Genomic DNA, 16,731 nt, shown 5'->3' with positions numbered 1-16,731 from the left:
CATTCAATTATCTTCTAAAGGGCACCCCACTCTTTTAGGGACGCTTTGTTCATTTTTACATAATCGGCATTATTCGCTTCTTCAGCTTTTTCCAAGGACTTCTTAGCTGTCGCAACAGCTCCTTTTTTATCTCCCGCCTTCGCCAGTATCAATGATTGTTGACGCAATTGCCAGAACGCAGGTTCTTCGGTCATGGACATGGCCTTATCCATCCACTCCTTGGCTTTATTGATATCCTTGCCTTCCATAAGATAGTAGACAGCAGAAGCATAATAGTCTCCTGCAGATGGGCCATTCAATGCACGCTCAATACTCTTAGAGACTGCGGCATCCGTAGGTACTTCAATAGGTACGGCAACATAGGTCTTCTCCCATAGCAATCCTAAATTGGCGGAATTTGTTTTTAAATCATCGATAGTTATTGTAAAGGTTTCCACCGCCATAGGGATTGGATATACCGGAACAGTAACTTTGGCCGCTACTTTACTGTCATCCCAATTTCTTGGCGTACCACCACCTTGAGTATCCGTATAAAAAAACACTTCCCAAGATTCCTTACCAGGTTTTGTGAAAATGGAATATGTTCCCGCTTCTACCGCATTACCAGCTATTTTCACATCATCACCAAAAGTAACCAAGGTATAGCCATTGGCACCTGTACGCCATAATTTGTCATAGGGTACCAAATCCCCAAAAATGGTTCTTCCCCTCATGGAGGGTCTAGAATATTCTACGGCAACATCAGTCAATCCAACTTTTTGCTCCAATCTAGAGAAAGGGCTCGGAGCCGGAGTATTCACTTGAGCTGCTAAAGGAAATGAAAGAGCAGCAACAAAAAGGATAATCACTATTTTTTTCATCGGTATTAAAGTTTTTGAGTTATGCACAAAACTAAATATAAACCTGGGCTAGGTTTGTTAAGGAAGTCTTAAATAAAAAGTAGTTCAATCTTAGGGGCAAACAAAAGGTTTGGTTGAGGATTTGTTGCCAAAATAAAAGGTAAGATAATAAATTGCAGATTTCAAAGTGGATACATCAATCGTAGATTCTGGGACTCCAGGACGGATTTTGTGCTGAACACGTCTACCGGAGGTATCAAAAATAGCATATCCGTAAACGGATTCCGTAGTAGCTAGTCTATATTGAAGCATATCCGAACCAAACCTTTTAAAAAGAAGAAGCTCTTCCAATAGTTCTTCCGGACTATCTTCGGAATCTATTGGGTCATCCATAGAAATTTCTTCACCGGTCTCCATACTCATGGTATTAAAGGAAAAAAGGCGAGATTCTAAAGTAATCGGAGAATCGGTTCTTGAGAACACTTCAGAAGAAAGGAAATACGAATCGTTGTCCATATAGGTAATACCTTCCATTTGGGCCGGACCTATATCCAAATTCAAGCGCTCCATTTCTGTAGTAAAGATAGCTCCGTGGGCTACTCCTTTAATACGGACCACAAAAGGATTTAATGTAAACGAATGCCCGGTTAGATACAATTCACTGATATTTGGGTTTAACGTAGCCCCGGTTACCAAACCATTTATTGGAAATTCGTCCAACTTCCTAGCAATGTATTCCCCTGGGGTTTTGGGAATCCCATAAGCCGAGGTTCCGTAAGCCAACCATTGTTTGGTAAGTATTACAAGTTCATCGCCTAATACAAACAGGGCTTCTGCGTCCCAATCGCTGTTTCCATTGTTCGAGAAATCTTCCTGGTCTTCATATTCAAAGGAAATGGCTTCCGCGCTCACCCTATCCGAAACAGTATATTCTTCCTTGGAAATACGATAGACGGTTAAATCCCGTCGTATGCCCAAATTGTTTCCAAAATCCCCTATATAGATATAAAATTCGTCCTGGGCCATATCTTCCCAATCCACATTTTGGGCATTGGAAACAACTACTTCTCGGACAACTTGCAGGGAAGTCGTGTCTATTTCAAATAGTTTCGCCTCATTCCCGGAGTCATTGTGCGTAATCAATCTGTCGTTGTAGAAAATGAGTCCGGAGGTTTCCGAAACGCCCGCCGGAAGTTCCCCAATTGTTTGTATGCTCTGTTGCGCCGAAAGAAGAACAGGTAGAAAAAGGAAATAATATGAAACTACAATCTTTATCAAAAGTTTTATTTTCAATGTACAAAAAAGTGAAGAAATAGTAAATCAAACTAAATGATATTCAATGATTTAGATAGTAAAATCGACGAATTTATTATTTGTTTAACCTTTTTATTTTTTTGTTAAACATTTTTGGTTCTATATTTGTACAAACGCCTTTATGAAACTATACCAGTTACATTCTAAGCAGGCATTGCCCATTACAAAAAAAGAAGCTTGGGATTTCTTATCAAGCCCTGCCAACCTAAAAGTAATTACGCCGGACCATATGGGTTTTAACATACTTGCCGGAGCTGACCGCCCCATGTTTCCAGGTCAGATTATACAATATAAAGTATCCCCTTTTCCGGGCTATACCACTAAATGGGTAACAGAGATTACCCATGTTGTTGATGGAGCTTATTTTGTGGACGAGCAGCGTTTTGGTCCTTATGCACTTTGGCATCATAAACATTTTTTGAAAACAATTGATGATGGTGTAGAGATGGAGGATATTATTGACTACAAAGTCCCGTTCGGTATTCTAGGACAATGGGCACATCCCTTATTGGTAAGAAAGCAGTTGACAAGGATTTTCAAATATCGCGAACAAAAGCTTGCCGAACTTTTTGGGAAGGTGGAGGGTATTCCCAACGAATTGTCCCTAAAATCCTTTTGAAATGAAGAAAAACATCCTTTTAATTGGGGGTTCCCACGGCATTGGAAAATCAGTGGTCCAACAACTCCATGAAACCCATACTCTTTTTATTGCATCCCGTTCACAAGAGGGTTTAGAAGAGATCAAGTGTCAATACATTCCTTTTGATACTACCAAGGATGATTTTAGTGTATCGACCCTGCCCGATACACTACATGGTTTTATATATTGTCCTGGGAGTATAAACCTTAAACCCTTTAAGATGATGGATCTACACACCTTTGAACAGGACATGCGCATAAATTTTCTTGGTCTGGTGAGAATAGTTAAGGAAATCATACCAAAAATGGCTCAAAGTGCCAGCATGGTATTCTTTAGTACTGTAGCGGTTGGAAAGGGAATGCCGTTCCATACCAGTGTTGCGGCGTCTAAAGGGGCCATTGAGGGTTTCGCAAAATCCTTGGCGGCCGAGTACTCACCAAAACTCAGGGTAAATGTCATAGCACCCTCATTGGTAGATACACCACTGGCTTCAAAACTTCTCAACAACGAGAGAAAAAAAGAGAATATGGCTGAGCGACATCCGTTAAAACGAGTGGGCCAGGCAGAAGATATAGCAAATATGGCGATTTTCCTCCTAAGTGATAAAAGTAGTTGGATGACGGGGCAGGTAATCGGGGTTGATGGTGGGATGTCTACTTTGAATATTAACTGAAATGAAGGCTAAAGTTTCTGTTTTTTGGTTTCGAAGGGATTTACGTTTGAATGATAACGTTGGTCTTTTAAAAGCATTAACAGCTGATTTCCCTGTACTTCCCATCTTTATCTTCGACAGCGAAATCTTGGAAAAACTTCCCAAAGACGATGCACGGGTAACGTTTATACACAAAAGGCTTCAGCAAATGCGAAGAACTCTTCAAAATGAATCAGGAAGTGGTTTGGCCTTATACCACGGAAAACCCGAGGCCATCTACAAAGATTTGCTAAAGGAATATGATATTCAAGGCGTATATGCAAACCGTGATTACGAACCCTATGCAGAGGAACGCGACGAACGTATTCAAAAACTATTGGCAAAGCAAAACGTAGAATTTAAAACGTTCAAAGATCAGGTCATTTTTGAAAAGAATGAAGTTGTCAAGGAAGATGGTAATCCCTATGTGGTCTACACTCCCTATATGAAGAAATGGAAAGAAAAGTTTAAGGCCAGCGAGCATATAAAACTCCATAGCACTGCTCCCCTTTTTCGAAATTTTATAAAACAATCAGACCTACCATATCTAACACTTTCAGATATCGGTTTTAAGGCATCATCCATAGAAATCCGTGAGTACAATGCAACTTCCAACTTCATACAACGGTATGAGGATACACGAAACTACCCTGCAAAGGAAAATGGGACTTCTCGGCTAGGCCCACATCTACGTTTTGGCACCGTCTCCATTCGGGAAATGGTAAAAAAAGCAATTGCGGAAAAAAATGAAGTGTTCTGGAACGAACTTATTTGGCGAGAGTTCTTTATGCAAATTCTTTGGCACTATCCCACAACGGTAACAAAAGCTTTTAAGCCAAAATACGATCGTATCGCCTGGCGCAATGAGGAAAAGGAATTCGAAAAATGGAAAAAAGGGGAAACCGGATATAAATTAGTAGACGCCGGAATGCGAGAACTCAACGAGACCGGATATATGCACAACCGCGTACGTATGCTGGTCGCAAGTTTTTTATGCAAACATTTATTGATAGATTGGCGCTGGGGCGAGGCCTATTTTGCCGAAAAATTGTTGGATTACGAGATGAGCAGTAATGTAGGAAATTGGCAGTGGGCCGCTGGCAGTGGTGTGGATGCCGCACCTTATTTTCGCATCTTTAACCCTATGACCCAAATCACCAAATTTGATTCGGACAAAAAATATGTTTCAAAATGGGTTCCAGAACACAATGAGAGCACCTATCCCCAAAAGATGGTGGACCATATGGAAGCCCGTGAACGTTGTCTTAAGGTCTATAAAGATGCAGTAGGATGATCTCGCTTTTTTAGTATATTTAGGATTCGACCAATAACCCAAGAAATGTCCAACAACAAGACCATACCCACCAATGTCTCCGTACAGGAGTTTTTGGATCGATTGGAAGACAGGAATAAAAGAAAAGATAGTTACGCACTCTTGAATCGGATGGAGAAAATCTCAGGCGAACCTCCTGTTATGTGGGGGCCAAGCATCATTGGTTTTGGAAGCTACCACTATAAGTACGATTCCGGAAGGGAGGGTGATATGCTCCGTATCGGTTTTTCACCACGCAAGCAAAACTTTTCATTGTACGTCGGTGCAGGTGCTAAACGTAACCAAGGCTTTCTGACCAAGTTAGGCAAACACAAGATGGGCAAGTCTTGTCTTTATATCAAAAGGTTGTCGGACGTGGACATGAACATCCTTGAAGCATTGATTCGCTCAACCTATGAACATGACAAAAAGAAATACAATAGCTAATTCAATCTTATGAAGACCCAAACATCACTTTTAATTCTTCTTTTCCTTGGGGTTATTGCCAATGGACAAAAATTGACCTCCAACAAAAAGGCCATTATTGCATCGGTTGAAAAGCATAGGACCGAACTGGTAGCGATAAGTGATTCCATTTGGGCCCTGGCCGAGACCGCATTTGAGGAAGATGATTCCTCACGAATTCTGGCGGATTATGCAGAGAAAAATGGCTTTAACGTGGAAAGGGGAGTCGCCGGTATGCCAACTGCTTTTGTAGCCACGTATGGTTCCGGAAATCCTGTTATTAGTGTTTTGGGTGAGTTTGATGCCCTTCCGGGAATCTCCCAAAAAGCCCTACCGACCAAGGAACCCTTACATGAAGGTGCCGCGGGACACGGATGCGGACATAATCTATTCGGGGCCGCAAGCCTTGGTTCTGCCATTGCGGTAAAGGAACTTATGGAGCAGGGAAAGATCAAGGGCACCATTAAATTTTTTGGGACACCTTCCGAGGAGAAGTATTTCGGTAAAATATGGATGGTACGAGATGGGCTATGGGATGGCGTGGATGTTAATTTAAGCTGGCACCCTTCAGCGGTAACAGAGGCCGATGTTCAAAGTTCCTTGGCCTTGGTCGATTTTAAGGTTGAATTTTTTGGTCAGGCTGCACATGCCTCCAGTGACCCCTGGAATGGGCGCAGTGCCTCCGATGCCCTGGAACTCTACACAACGGGAATAAATTACTACCGCGAACATATAAAACCTACGGTACGTGTCCATTACCATATCCAAGATGGTGGCCAAGTGGTGAACGTTGTTCCAGATTATGCCAAACTTTGGGTACGGGTACGCGATACCAAGAGGAAGGGAATGCTACCCGTATACGAACAGGTACAAAAAATGGCCGAAGGTGCCGCCATTATGGCCAATGTAGATTATAAAATTTCACTTATTTCAGGTATTTATGAGGTTTTAGTCAACAGGGCCGGTGGTGAGATTATGCAAAAGAACCTAGACCTTTTGGATCCTTTAACCTATACCGAAGATGAAATTATGTTTGGAAAAAAAATACAAGAAGCTACAGGGAAACCTCAGGTAGGTATGGACAGTGCGCTAAAGCCTTTTGAGGAGACCAAGGAACATCCGGGAGGAGGTTCCACGGATGTAGGTGATGTCAGCTGGAATGTGCCCAATATCAATTTAAAGGTGACCACGGCACCAAAGGATACCCCATGGCATTCGTGGGCAGTAGTGGCCTGTGGAGGTATGAGCATAGGCCATAAGGGAATGGTGCATGCGACCAAGGCATTGGGTATGACCGCAGTGGACCTTTTTGAAAATCCAAAATTGGTAGAAAAGGTGAAAGCCGAATTCAAACAGCGCAAGGGTAGCGAAGTATACAAACCTATGATACCTGAAGGACCACCGCCGATAGGAACAAAATAATTAAAGACCATAAAATAATGGAAAATTTACAATTAATAGATAACCCGGAAGCCAAGCGATATGAAGTTCATATCGACGGGCTTGTTCCCAGGATAGAATACATTAAGGCCAAGGACAAGATTTATCTGACGCATACCGAAGTTCCACGAGGACTGGAAGGCAAGGGAATAGGCACTTCTTTGGTCAAGGCGGTTTTGGAGGATATTGAAAAAAAGGATTTGACCTTGGTTCCTATGTGCCCTTTCGTGGCTATGTATATTAAACGTCATCCTGAATGGAAAAAACTGGTTTTAAAAGGAATTAACATTGCATAATCATGGCTGAGCGAGAAATTGTAAAGAAATATTCTAATGGGGAGTTAACCGTGGTTTGGAAACCCAAACTATGCATACATTCGGGAATTTGCGTAAACATGTTGCCCAACGTATACAATCCCAAAGAAAAGCCCTGGATCAAAGCTGAAAATGCCAGTACGGCAGAATTAAAAACGCAGATTTCCAAATGCCCCTCTGGAGCACTGAGCTATGAAATGGACGAAGAAAATATCCAAGAAAACAAGGAGACCACATCTCAGATGCAAATACAGGTTTCCCCTAATGGTCCGCTATTGGTTCAAGGGAATCTATCCGTCACTTTAGCAGATGGGAATATTGAAGAAAAAAAACGTACAACGGCATTTTGTAGGTGTGGGGGATCTGCCAATAAACCCTATTGCGATGGAACACATTCAAAAATTGATTTTAAAGATTAAAATAAATGTTCGGATTGTTTAAGAAGAAATCGGAAGTGGAAAAACTACAGGAAAAATATCGAAGATTAATGAAGGAAGCTTTTGACCTTTCCAAAAGCAATCGCTCTGCGAGTGATACCAAATATGCGGAAGCGGATGAAGTACAAAAGAAAATAGAGGCCTTAACCACTTCTTCTTAAACACGATATGACGGAAAAAGAAAAAATGCTCTCTGGACAAAACTATGATTCCAGAGATCCTGAATTGATCGGCCAATATCATAAGGCGAGGAAGCTTTTTCAAGAATACAACCGTCTGGAATCTACAGAAATCAATCGGCGCAATGAATTGCTCGGCCAGCTTTTTAAGTACAAAGGGAGCGGTGTGTGGATAGAAGCCCCCTTTTTTTGTGATTATGGGGAACACATATCTATTGGCGAAAATACCTTCATCAATGCCAACTGCTTTTTCCTGGATAACAATACGATTACCATCGGTAAAAATGGTCTTATTGGACCTTATGTCCAAATTTATACTGCTCTTCATCCTTTGAAGGCCTCGGAAAGGATTATTGAAAACAAAGAAAAAGGAACTTCCTATTTAACCGCAACACTTCCAGTTGTTGTTGGGGATAGTGTTTGGATCGGGGGAAATTCGGTACTCATGCCCGGAATATCAATTGGAGATAACACAACCATTGGAGCGGGTTCCGTTGTCACCAAAAACATTCCGGAAAATGTACTTGCCTTCAGCAATCCATGTAAAGTCATACGAGAACTATAAACCCACCATTTTCCATTATCTTTAGGATTCTGTTAAACCGGTATATTTAAGAACAATGAAGCTTTTCAACTTTCCATTAATCTTGTTCCCTTTATTTATGTATTCCCAATCAGGACAAATCCAATCTACACTTGAGATATTCGACATTGAAACAAACGATAGAAAAATAGTGCTCCAGGAGGAAGCTCATTTTGAAGCTCCCAATTGGAGTCTGGATGGAAGCTATTTTATCATCAATCAAAATGGTTTGCTGTATAAAGTCGCCGTTGATGGTAGCAAGAAGGAATTGTTACCGACCGGAAATCTTAAAAATTGTAACAACGACCACGGTATTTCTTTTGATGGAAAATTCCTCGCTATCAGTAATAATGATAAAATTGAAGGGGGTACTTCGGGTACTTCGCGCATATATACTATGCCTATTTCAGGAGGTACCCCAAAATTGGTAACTCCGGATTATCCGTCGTATTGGCATGGCTGGTCCCCGGACGGTAAGACCTTGGTCTATACGGCAAAAAGAAATGACAACTTCGACATTTTTAGTATTTCCTCCAAGGGAGGAGAAGAAAAAAGATTGACAGATTCACCGGGATTGGATGATGGCCCCGAATATTCACCTAACGGTCAATTTATTTATTATAATTCCATGCAATCCGGAAAAATGGAGATATGGCGGATGAAGGCCGATGGTAGCATTCCCCAGCAACTAACGGATGATTCCTATTCCAACTGGTTTGCCCATCCTTCCCCAAATGGAAGATATTTTGTTTTTATTTCATATCTGGAAGACCAAGGTGATAGACATCCACCCATGAAAAAGGTAGCCTTACGCCTTTATGATTTGGATAGTGGAGACATAAGAACCTTATGCGAGTTTACCGGAGGTCAAGGAACCATTAATGTACCCTCATGGGCACCGGATAATAGGCGATTTGCATTTGTTTCGTATGAGGGAACCGGGAATTGACAACAACGATAAAAATGTATACGGAAAATTTGTTCAAAATGGGTGCCTGAGCCTGTCGAAGGCACGTATCACTCATAAATTAGGACCATGAAAGGCTATACCTATATTTTGGAATGTTCCGATGGGAGTTATTATACCGGAAGTACTAAAGACCTTGAACTCCGAATACGGCAACACCAAAATGGAAAGGGAGCGAATCATACCAAAAAAAGAGTACCGATAAATCTTGTATATGTGGAAATCTTCAATAGAATTGATGAAGCCTTTCAACGTGAAAAACAAATTCAAGGTTGGAGTAGAAAAAAGAAAGAAGCGCTAATAGATGGTAAACATAACCAGCTACCAAGGTTATCTAGAAACTATACCCAATACGGGGTGCCTTCGACAAGCTCAGGCACCAAAATCCCAACAGCCCCTAGTACCGAAATCTCAGCAAAAAAAGCGAACCCGAAAAGAACATAGACTATCAAATATCTTTAAAGACAATTATTATATCTACATATAATATCTCAAAATCTTAATAGATTAAATTCCAAAAACTGCGATTCATGAAAAGTCCTATTAAAAATAGTTTCCCCTTGGGTTTTCCCTGGCAGACCCAAGATCCTTTTTTGTTCTGTGTGTATCATTTGGACCATTATCCCAAAGGCAAGGAAGACATGTCCCCGGCCGCCACTTTGGAAGGTAGGAATTTGGGGAACGACTTCACCATAAAAGACGGTTGGCGCATGTATCATGGGCAAACTATTCCTGGATTTCCCTCTCACCCCCATAGAGGTTTTGAAACCATTACCATAGTGAACAAAGGGTATTGTGACCATTCCGATTCATTAGGTGCTGCCGGTCGTTTTGGTGAAGGGGATGTGCAGTGGATGACCGCTGGCAGAGGTGTACAACACTCAGAAATGTTTCCTTTGTTGCAGACGGAAAAGGAAAATCTCTTGGAGCTTTTTCAGATTTGGCTAAACCTGCCCAAAACAAGCAAATTTGTGGATCCCCATTTTAAAATGCTATGGCATGAGGACATTCCGACTATTAATTTTGAAGGGGGTACGGTAAAAATAATTGCTGGCCTTTATGAGGATGTTACGGCACCTAAACCCGCACCGGATTCATGGGCGGCAAATGCTGAAAACGAGGTTGCTATTTGGAACATCCATTTAAATGCCAATACCTCCTTTAGCATCCCAAAAACAGATGCTCCCATAAACAGAACTTTATATTTTTATGAGGGTTCGGAAATCCAAATCGGGGCTCATACGATTCAGCGAAATTTTGGAATGGAGTTGGACGCTTCTCATGATACAATTATCCAAAACGGAAGAAAAGATGCATCGTTATTGATGTTGCAGGGCAAACCATTGGACGAGCCCGTAGTTCAATATGGACCTTTTGTAATGAATACCGAAGAAGAAATTCAAAAAGCGATGCAAGAATATCGTATCACCCAGTTCGGAGGTTGGCCATGGCCCTATCCCGATAACGTTCACCCTAAGGAAAAAGGAAGGTTTGCCAAATATCCTGATGGGTCTTTGGTAGAAAAATAATCAATCCATAAAATTACTGATTGAGCGCAAGAACTAGACTCGTACTATTTTAGCTCCGATAGCCCTGAGTCTTGTGTCAATATCCTCATACCCCCTATCAATCTGTTCAATATTATGAATGGTGGAGGTACCCTTTGCCGATAACGCCGCGATCAATAAGGAAACACCTGCCCTAATATCCGGGGAAACCATGGTTGTGGCCTTTAAGGTAGATTTAAAATCATGACCAATAACTGTAGCTCTATGGGGGTCACAAAGAATAATTTTAGCTCCCATATCTATTAATTTATCCACAAAGAACAAACGGCTTTCGAACATCTTTTGATGTATAAGTACTTCTCCCTTGGCCTGAGTGGAAACTACAAGAATTATACTCAATAAATCAGGGGTAAGCCCTGGCCAAGGAGCATCGGCAATGGTCAGTATAGAGCCGTCTATGAAGTTCTGTATTTTATATCCATCCTTGTGTTTAGGAATAAAAATATCATCGTCCCTACGTTCAATTTGGATACCTAATTTCCCAAAAACTGAGGGAATAAGTCCCAGGTCCTTCCAACTGACATTCTTTATAGTCAATTCACTTTTGGTCATGGCTGCAAGACCGATCCAGCTACCGATCTCTATCATATCGGGAAGCATAGTGTGTTCGGTACCCACTAGTCGATCTACCCCCTGGATGGTCAACATATTGGATCCAATACCGGAAATCTTGGCCCCCATACGATTCAACATTTTACAAAGTTGCTGTAGGTAAGGTTCGCATGCGGCATTGTATATGGTAGTCTCGCCCTCGGCTAGAACAGCTGCCATTACAATGTTGGCCGTTCCGGTTACGGAAGCCTCGTCCAAGAGCATATAGGTACCCTTTAGCCTTTTGGCCTCTACACCATAAAAGTGTTCTTCCTTATTGTACCGGAACTCGGCGCCCAGGTTAATGAAACCCTCAAAATGGGTATCCAACCTTCTTCGACCTATCTTATCGCCTCCCGGTTTGGGAATATATCCCTTTCCAAAACGAGCCAACAATGGCCCTACTAACATTATAGATCCCCGTAGTCCCCTACCGTCCTTCTTAAAATCATCAGACTGCAGATAATCCAAATTCACATCATCCGCCTTAAAAGTATATGAGCCTTTTCCCTTCTTTTGGATCTTTACACCTAAATCCTCCAATAACAATATCAACTTATTGACATCAACGATATCCGGAATATTGTGGATGGTAACTTTTTCCGGTGTCAAAAGAACGGCACAAAGAATTTGGAGGGCCTCGTTCTTGGCCCCTTGGGGCGTAATCTCACCGGAGAGTTGGTGGCCGCCTTCAATTTTGAATGTTCCCATTTAGGATTAGGAATGTTAGTATCGCTTTTTACCGCGATTGTTTCTTTGGTTTTTCTTATTGGAACCGCTTCGCCCTGTTTTGGAGATTCTATTTTTGAGAAATTGCCCACTTTCCGTAAGATTCTCATCCACCAAGTTTATCTGGCCGTCGCTTAGTTCGTGCAGGTGTTTGAATATTACCTTATCGTCTACGGTATCCTTGTTCCAATTTAAGTAGCACTTTTTCATGTGGTTGGCAATGGCATATTCCAGACCATCCCGCATATCGCCTTTCTCCCATTTTACGGCCACATCGATCATTCTTTTGATGTTGTTGCCATAGAAACGGTATTTGGGGTGATTTTGGGGATACTCCAAAGGTTCTGGCCTTTGTTGCAGTACCTCTTTGGAAGTAATGGGAAAAGGTGACTCTACATCAAGTTTAAAGTCGGACATGATAAACAACTGATCCCAAAGTTTATGTTGAAAATCTGGGACGTCCCTTAAGTGTGGCTGCAAATTTCCCATAACACTTATTATGGCCTTGGCCACTCGGTTTCTTTCGGAATCATCGGCAATGGAGACCGCATGGTCCACCATCTTTTGGAAATGACGGCCATATTCCGGTATGATCAACTTAGGACGTTCTGTGTTGTATTCTAAATTCTCTACTTGATTCAAATTAAAAGTTTTAGCTTAAAAATTAATTAGGAGTAGTTCTACTGGAATCTTTGCAAAGTAACAAAAATATCCCTAATACGCGCCTTAAAGGGAAATTACGCCCTCCACGTCACCCACTTCCTTATATTTTTGGATAACCTCATCCGGATTTTTCCGGTTTACAGTTATGGATATACTGGTATATTTTCCCTTTTTCGATTTCTTGGATTCAATTACCGCCCCGGTATTGTCAAAAATGCCATGTATCCTATTTATCTTCTCGGTATCAGTAGGGACTATAAATTTGTACAAGTAGTTGGAGGGCCAGCTAGTACTTTCCTGAAGCTGTTCCCTTAAACGACTGTAAAACTCATCTGATTTCTTAGTATTCATAAAGGTGTTTTTACAAAGATAATGCTTCGTCAACAGATTTCTTAACCTAACGTCTATTGATTACTTTTGTAGCTATCATATACATAACTATTGAATCCAAAAAAAATTGTAATTACCGGTGGGCCAAGTACCGGAAAGACCTCGGTAATCCAAAGCTTGGAAAAAATGGGGCTCACATGTCTCCATGAAGTGATCAGAAACATGACCCTCGAGGAAAAGGAACAAGCCGGACTGGAATCCTTCACTATAAATCCTATCGTTTCCGTGCAAGATCCTATCCAATTTAATACGAAATTGCTACAGCAGCGAATTGCTCAATATCAATCTGTTGAGGGGGTCGATCAGGATGTCGTTTTTTTTGATAGAGGTATTCCAGATGTACTGGCCTATATGGACTGCTTTGGACAGAAGTATGACAATACCTTCACAAAGGCCTGCCACAAGTTTCGTTATGACATGGTGTTGATGATGCCCCCCTGGCCCGAAATCCATATGGTGGACAGCGCACGATTTGAGAGCTATGAGGAATCCCTACGTATACATAAATGCTTAACGAGCACTTACCAACACTTTGGGTATAATCTACATGTTGTCCCCAAGGTTCCGGTGGAAGAAAGAAAGAACCATGTATTGAATCTACTAAATCTTGGGTAATGGAAAGTCCAAGTGAGCTTCTAGAGCAGTATTGGGGGTTTTCAGAATTCAGGGGCTCCCAAAAAAATATCATTGAAGGTGTCCTAAATGGCGAGGATGTACTTGCACTTTTGCCCACAGGCGGAGGAAAATCCATATGTTTTCAGGTGCCGGCCATGGCCAGGGAAGGCATCTGTATTGTTGTTTCCCCACTGATAGCATTGATGAAAAATCAGGTTGATAGTCTTAAAAAAAAAGGCATCAAGGCTATGGCGCTTACCGGAGGAATCCAATTTGAGGAGGTAAGCAATCTACTGGATAACTGTATTTACGGCAATTATAAGTTCCTATATCTCTCCCCAGAGCGCTTAAAACAGGAAATGGTACTGGAAAGGATACAGCGGATGAACGTAAACCTAATTGCTATAGACGAGGCGCATTGCATCTCACAATGGGGGCACGATTTTAGACCGGCTTATCTCGAAGGCTCAAAGTTAAGGGAGCTACATCCAAACGTTCCATTTTTGGCGCTTACTGCCACTGCAACGGAAAAGGTAGCTCTGGATATCACTGAAAATTTACAGTTCAAAAAACATTCGGTATTTAAGGACTCGTTTGCCAGGAACAATATTGCCTTTACCGTAATTTGGGAAGAGGATAAACTTTACAGGCTCAAACAGCTTTGTTCCAAAGCTAAAAACAGCAGTATCGTCTATGTCCGTACCCGCCGCCTAACAGAGGAATTGTCCAATTATTTGAACGCGAATGCTATTGGCGCCACCTTTTTTCATGGTGGGATTTCCAATACGGAAAAGGAGAGGAAACTGAATTTATGGCTTACTAACCAAGTGAAAACAATCGTTGCCACCAATGCCTTTGGGATGGGCATAGACAAACCGGATGTAGAACTCGTGGTACATTACCAAATTCCGGATTGTTTGGAGAACTATTTTCAAGAAGCTGGTAGAGCCGGCAGGGATGGCAAAACAGCAAAAGCTGTTCTTATTACCAATAAAACAGATGAAAAACAAGCAAGGAATCAGTTTTTAAGTGTCTTACCGGATGTATCATTCTTAAAAAAGGTATATAACCGGCTCAACAACTACCTCCAAATACCTTATGGTGGTGGAAGCAACGAGGCCTATCCATTGAACTTCAATACATTTTGCGCTACATATCAGTTGAATACCAGGCTTACCTATAACGCGTTCCGTATCCTGGATTTAAACTCCGCAATATCCCTCTCTGAATCCTTTTTTAAGACAAGTACCATCCGTTTTTTGGCAAACAAACAGCAGATTTTTGAATATCTAGAGAAAAATCGCACCCTGGCAGATATTGTCCAAACGCTATTAAGGACCTATGGCGGAGTTTTCGATTTCGATACAAAAATAAATACCGATCTTGTATCCAAAAAAACAGGCCAAAGCGAAGAAAATGTCATCCAAATATTGAGTCGATTGGAAAAGGATGGCATTATTACCTACAATGCCGTCAATCAAGATCTGAACGTATTATTTCTTGTGCCCAGGGAGGATGATATCACCATAAACGTATTTGCCAAAAATGTAAAGGAACAAAATAGGATTAAGCAAGAAAATATGGAGCATATGCTCCGCTATGTCAACATGGATTCCATATGTAGAAACAAACAACTTTTGGCGTATTTCGGAGAAAAGAGTACAAAAGAATGTGGCATATGTGATGTTTGCCTAAAAAAAGCTCTTAAAAATACCGAAAGTTTGGAATCGCTTCCCAAAAAAATATTGACCTTATTAGGGGAGAAAGAGAGAACATCAAGGCAATTGATAGAAGTGTTGGCGTATGAAGAGGATAGAATCCTAAGAGCCATCGCTAATCTTTTGGAAGATGGAGAAATACGAATAAATACCAAAAATGAATACGAACTGATATAACATGGAGAAATTGCGAATTGTCTTTATGGGAACCCCTGATTTTGCAGTAGCCTCACTGTCCAAATTGGTGGAAAGCGGCTATGCTATTGTAGGTGTGATTACCGCTCCAGACCGGCCCGCCGGCCGTGGTAGAAAGCTTCAGGAATCGGCAGTAAAAAAATATGCCATACAGCAAAATATCAGAATTTTGCAACCTACCAATCTAAAAAGCCCATCCTTTTTAAGCGAATTAAGATCACTGAATGCCAATCTGCAGGTAGTGGTAGCTTTTCGTATGCTTCCGAAAGAGGTCTGGAACATGCCTCAATATGGCACTTTTAACCTGCACGCCTCCTTATTGCCCCAATATAGAGGAGCGGCACCTATCAATTGGGCCGTTATTAATGGGGAGACGGAAACCGGGGTCACTACGTTCTTTTTGGACGAAAAAATAGATACGGGTGAAATAATACTTCAAGAGAGAGTAGCTATCAAAGAAACGGACACAGCGGGGACGCTTCACGATAAATTGATGCTTTTAGGTGCTGATTTGGTATTGAGGACCATCCAACAGATTGAAGACCATTCCGTAAAAAGAAACAGACAAAGTAGCTCTCAAAATCTAAAAAAAGCCCCTAAAATACATAAGGAGACATGTCGTATCAATTGGAATAGCCCTATTCAGGAAATCCATGACCATATCCGTGGGTTAAGTCCTTACCCGGCGGCATGGACCATGCTAATCAATGACACCGAAACCGTATTGGTAAAGATTTACGCCGTTGTGATGGAAAGGAAAGATCATGCCCATAAAAATGGACAAATCCTGTTTGACAAAAAGGAAATTCGAGTAGCCGTTCCAGGTGGCTTTGTTCAACTTTTGGAAATGCAATTATCAGGGAAACGAAAAATGAGGGCCCAAGAAATCCTAAACGGCCATAAATTGTCCAAAACGGCCTATATGGCGTAAAGCCCCGCCGTTATTGGGCTGCGAGAAACGTAAAAATTGCCCTACTTTATCAACAAACATCCCGAGTTATCAACAAAAACGGGGATTTCCCTCCATTTTACTTGTGTTCATGGCAAATCCATATAAATTTGTTGTTAGGTATTAAAATTA

The 16,731-nt window shown here is 41.5% G+C and carries 20 protein-coding genes; 15 read left to right on the top strand and 5 right to left on the bottom strand.

Annotated features, from left to right (window positions below):
- Positions 1 to 14: 14 nt before the first annotated feature.
- Positions 15 to 860: a DUF2911 domain-containing protein gene (locus ACP2AF_RS14240; RefSeq protein WP_425236818.1), complete on the bottom strand. Its 846-nt coding sequence runs from the start codon at positions 858 to 860 to the stop codon at positions 15 to 17.
- Between the two features lie 90 nt (positions 861 to 950).
- Entirely contained in the window at positions 951 to 2,117 is a 1,167-nt protein-coding gene (locus ACP2AF_RS14235; RefSeq protein WP_425236817.1) for a T9SS type A sorting domain-containing protein, read from the bottom strand.
- 157 nt (positions 2,118 to 2,274) lie between these two features.
- Here ACP2AF_RS14235 and ACP2AF_RS14230 point away from each other — a divergent pair, with 157 nt between their 5' ends.
- The 12 genes from ACP2AF_RS14230 (at position 2,275) to ACP2AF_RS14175 (ending at position 10,710) form a co-directional block, all read left to right on the top strand.
- Positions 2,275 to 2,772, top strand: coding sequence for an SRPBCC family protein (locus ACP2AF_RS14230; protein ID WP_425236816.1), 498 nt, complete (start codon positions 2,275 to 2,277; stop codon positions 2,770 to 2,772).
- Between the two features lies 1 nt (position 2,773).
- On the top strand, positions 2,774 to 3,466 hold the full coding sequence (locus ACP2AF_RS14225; protein WP_425236815.1) for an SDR family NAD(P)-dependent oxidoreductase: 693 nt from the start codon (positions 2,774 to 2,776) through the stop codon (positions 3,464 to 3,466).
- 1 nt (position 3,467) lies between these two features.
- Positions 3,468 to 4,778 (top strand): cryptochrome/photolyase family protein, encoded by a 1,311-nt coding sequence (locus ACP2AF_RS14220; RefSeq protein WP_425236814.1) that lies wholly within the window; start codon positions 3,468 to 3,470, stop codon positions 4,776 to 4,778.
- A gap of 45 nt (positions 4,779 to 4,823) precedes the next feature.
- A complete protein-coding gene (locus ACP2AF_RS14215; protein ID WP_425236813.1) occupies positions 4,824 to 5,243 on the top strand; it encodes a DUF1801 domain-containing protein in 420 nt (139 codons plus the stop codon).
- A gap of 9 nt (positions 5,244 to 5,252) precedes the next feature.
- A complete protein-coding gene (locus ACP2AF_RS14210) occupies positions 5,253 to 6,683 on the top strand; it encodes an amidohydrolase (protein WP_425236812.1) in 1,431 nt (476 codons plus the stop codon).
- A 17-nt stretch (positions 6,684 to 6,700) separates the two neighbouring features.
- On the top strand, positions 6,701 to 6,997 hold the full coding sequence (locus ACP2AF_RS14205; protein WP_425236811.1) for a GNAT family N-acetyltransferase: 297 nt from the start codon (positions 6,701 to 6,703) through the stop codon (positions 6,995 to 6,997).
- 2 nt (positions 6,998 to 6,999) lie between these two features.
- Positions 7,000 to 7,434 carry a (4Fe-4S)-binding protein gene (locus ACP2AF_RS14200; RefSeq protein ID WP_425236810.1) on the top strand — a complete coding sequence of 145 codons (435 nt, stop codon included), beginning with the start codon at positions 7,000 to 7,002 and terminating at the stop codon, positions 7,432 to 7,434.
- A gap of 5 nt (positions 7,435 to 7,439) precedes the next feature.
- Positions 7,440 to 7,613, top strand: coding sequence for a Lacal_2735 family protein (locus tag ACP2AF_RS14195; protein WP_425236809.1), 174 nt, complete (start codon positions 7,440 to 7,442; stop codon positions 7,611 to 7,613).
- Positions 7,614 to 7,620: 7 nt separating this feature from the next.
- Positions 7,621 to 8,196, top strand: coding sequence for a sugar O-acetyltransferase (locus ACP2AF_RS14190; protein ID WP_425236808.1), 576 nt, complete (start codon positions 7,621 to 7,623; stop codon positions 8,194 to 8,196).
- Positions 8,197 to 8,293: 97 nt separating this feature from the next.
- Positions 8,294 to 9,163, top strand: coding sequence for a TolB family protein (locus ACP2AF_RS14185; protein ID WP_425236807.1), 870 nt, complete (start codon positions 8,294 to 8,296; stop codon positions 9,161 to 9,163).
- 87 nt (positions 9,164 to 9,250) lie between these two features.
- A complete protein-coding gene (locus tag ACP2AF_RS14180) occupies positions 9,251 to 9,625 on the top strand; it encodes a GIY-YIG nuclease family protein (protein WP_425236806.1) in 375 nt (124 codons plus the stop codon).
- 86 nt (positions 9,626 to 9,711) lie between these two features.
- Positions 9,712 to 10,710, top strand: a complete 999-nt coding sequence (locus ACP2AF_RS14175; protein ID WP_425236805.1) for a pirin family protein — start codon at positions 9,712 to 9,714, stop codon at positions 10,708 to 10,710.
- Positions 10,711 to 10,743: 33 nt separating this feature from the next.
- On the opposite strand, the gene murA is transcribed toward ACP2AF_RS14175, so the two are convergent.
- The 3 genes from murA to ACP2AF_RS14160 form a co-directional block, all read right to left on the bottom strand.
- Entirely contained in the window at positions 10,744 to 12,051 is a 1,308-nt protein-coding gene (gene murA / locus ACP2AF_RS14170) for a UDP-N-acetylglucosamine 1-carboxyvinyltransferase (protein ID WP_425236804.1), read from the bottom strand.
- A gap of 15 nt (positions 12,052 to 12,066) precedes the next feature.
- Positions 12,067 to 12,711, bottom strand: coding sequence for a DUF4290 domain-containing protein (locus ACP2AF_RS14165; RefSeq protein WP_120710981.1), 645 nt, complete (start codon positions 12,709 to 12,711; stop codon positions 12,067 to 12,069).
- A gap of 84 nt (positions 12,712 to 12,795) precedes the next feature.
- Positions 12,796 to 13,083, bottom strand: coding sequence for a DUF493 family protein (locus ACP2AF_RS14160; RefSeq protein ID WP_425236803.1), 288 nt, complete (start codon positions 13,081 to 13,083; stop codon positions 12,796 to 12,798).
- Between the two features lie 90 nt (positions 13,084 to 13,173).
- Here ACP2AF_RS14160 and ACP2AF_RS14155 point away from each other — a divergent pair, with 90 nt between their 5' ends.
- The 3 genes from ACP2AF_RS14155 to fmt are packed head-to-tail and all read left to right on the top strand — an operon-like array spanning position 13,174 to position 16,581.
- On the top strand, positions 13,174 to 13,737 hold the full coding sequence (locus tag ACP2AF_RS14155; protein WP_425236802.1) for an AAA family ATPase: 564 nt from the start codon (positions 13,174 to 13,176) through the stop codon (positions 13,735 to 13,737).
- Positions 13,737 to 15,632, top strand: a complete 1,896-nt coding sequence (locus tag ACP2AF_RS14150; protein ID WP_425236801.1) for a RecQ family ATP-dependent DNA helicase — start codon at positions 13,737 to 13,739, stop codon at positions 15,630 to 15,632. The genes ACP2AF_RS14155 and ACP2AF_RS14150 overlap by 1 nt, the downstream gene beginning before the upstream one ends.
- A 1-nt stretch (position 15,633) precedes the next feature.
- On the top strand, positions 15,634 to 16,581 hold the full coding sequence (gene fmt / locus ACP2AF_RS14145) for a methionyl-tRNA formyltransferase (protein WP_425236800.1): 948 nt from the start codon (positions 15,634 to 15,636) through the stop codon (positions 16,579 to 16,581).
- The last annotated feature ends 150 nt before the right edge of the window (positions 16,582 to 16,731 follow it).

The sequence above is a fragment of the Ulvibacterium sp. genome (assembly GCF_965248315.1).
GTDB lineage: Bacteria > Bacteroidota > Bacteroidia > Flavobacteriales > Flavobacteriaceae > Ulvibacterium.
This window is presented reverse-complemented; position numbering and strand designations above follow the sequence as displayed.